The sequence below is a fragment of the Methylobacterium sp. J-068 genome (genome assembly GCF_022829445.1).
Classification (GTDB): Bacteria; Pseudomonadota; Alphaproteobacteria; order Rhizobiales; family Beijerinckiaceae; genus Methylobacterium.
On sequence record NZ_JAKSXY010000108.1, the window covers coordinates 1 to 1,805 of the forward strand.

Below are 1,805 nucleotides of genomic sequence, written 5' to 3' on the forward strand. Positions count from 1 at the left end.
GGATGCGCAAGTGCGAGAGCTGCAGGTCCTACGCCACCGACCGCGGGAAGGAGGGGATCAATGTCGGCAAGCTGTAGGATTACAACATCATCCTGCTCGAACTGAACCTGCCCGACATGTCGGGCTCCGAGTTGCTGCGGAACCTGCGCGTCGCCAGGGTGAAGACCCCGATCTTGATCCTGTCCGGCATGGCCCGCATTGAGGACAAGGCGAAGGGCCTCGGCTTCGGCGCCGACGAGTACCTCACCAAGCCGTTCCACAAGGATGAACTCGTCTCCCGCATCCACGCGATCGTCCGCCGCTCGAAGGGTCACGCCCAGTCGGTGATCACCACCGGCGACCTGATCGTGAACCTTGATGAGAAGACCAGCCTCATTGCCGGCAATCGCGTCAATCTCACGGGAAAAGAGTACCAGATCCTAGAGCTTCTAGCCCTGCGAAAGGGTACGACGCTCACGAAGGAGATGTTCCTCAACCATCTCTACGGCGGCATGGACGAGCCCGAGCTGAAGATCATCGACGTGTTCATCTGCAAGCTGCGCCGGAAACTGGCGAACGCCTCGGGCGGCAAGAACTACATCGAGACCGTCTGGGGCCGCGGCTATGTCCTCCATGACGGTGTGTCCGAGATGCGAGCTCTGGCTAGCTGACATTCCAATCTGCGATGCCCAGGCGACGGTATTTTAAAAAGGGAGAATGCCGCTTCTTTCGGCTTGCGAAACGCTGCGAGAGACCGCTTCTGGGATCCAGGCTTGTCCGTGCTGGTCCTCGGGCAATTCGATCAAAACTGACGGCCTGCGGCGTTACCGTCAGCAGGCTGTTTTTTTGGAACCAACGGCATTGTTGTGAGTTAAATCGCCCGTTGTTTGAATTAAATCGTTAACGCGCGTTAGTATATCTGGTGCGGAAGCGATCTCTGCTGAGTGTTGCTCAGATGCACTAGAGATCATCCAGCCTCTGCCGGTAGAACGGACACACACCGCACCGAGAGTGCGCCTCAGGTTTCCGGCAGACGTCTCATGATCAAGAAGCTTCTCCTCGCCAGCGCCGCTGTGGCTCTGCTCTCCGGTGCCGCTTCGGCCGCCGATCTTCCGCGCCGCGCAGCCCCGCCGGTGTTCGTGCCGGTGCCGGTGTTCACCTGGACCGGCTTCTACGCCGGTTTCCACGCCGGGTCCGGCTTCGGCACGGGCAACACCAACAAGGGCCCGACCACCATCGTCGCCAACTCCACGATCTTCCTCTGCACGGCGGCCAGCCCGCTGGTCGGCGGTCGCGGCGCCGGCGCTTTCGGCGGCCGTGACTCGAACGAAGGCTTCGTCGGCGGTGGCCAGATCGGCTACAACTACCAGTTCACCCCGGGCTCCGGCTTCGTGGTAGGCGTCGAGGCCGACGCCCAGTACGTTGATTTCGGCAACAGCCGGAACCGCTACTCCAACATCGTCGGCGTGCTGAACCCCGACCTGACCGCCGTCAACCCGAACGGCCTGTCGGGCCTCGATTACTTCGGCACCGTGCGCGGCCGCCTCGGCTACGCCTTCGACCGCACCCTCGTGTACGGCACCGGCGGCTTCGCTTATGGCGGCGGCGGCGGCTCCGATTTCGGCCTGCCCAACAGCAGCCGCAACGATTTCCGCACCGGCTGGACCGCCGGCGGCGGCATCGAGTACGCCCTGCCCACCGACTCGTTCCTGAACTTCTTCAAGTCCTCGGCCGTGACGCTGAAGGTCGAAGGCCTGTACGTGAACCTCGACCGCGACAACGCCAACAACGGCGTGTTCGCGTACTCGAACTCCACCGGCCAGACC

At 62.4% G+C, this 1,805-nt stretch carries 1 protein-coding gene and 1 pseudogene; both read left to right on the plus strand.

Annotated elements, in window-relative coordinates:
- Positions 1-2: 2 nt before the first annotated feature.
- Positions 3-650 (plus strand): annotated as a pseudogene (locus MKK54_RS18545) (response regulator transcription factor).
- 372 nt (positions 651-1,022) lie between these two features.
- Positions 1,023-1,805: outer membrane protein (locus MKK54_RS18550; RefSeq protein WP_244012901.1), on the plus strand; the 783-nt coding region annotated here is incomplete at its 3' end.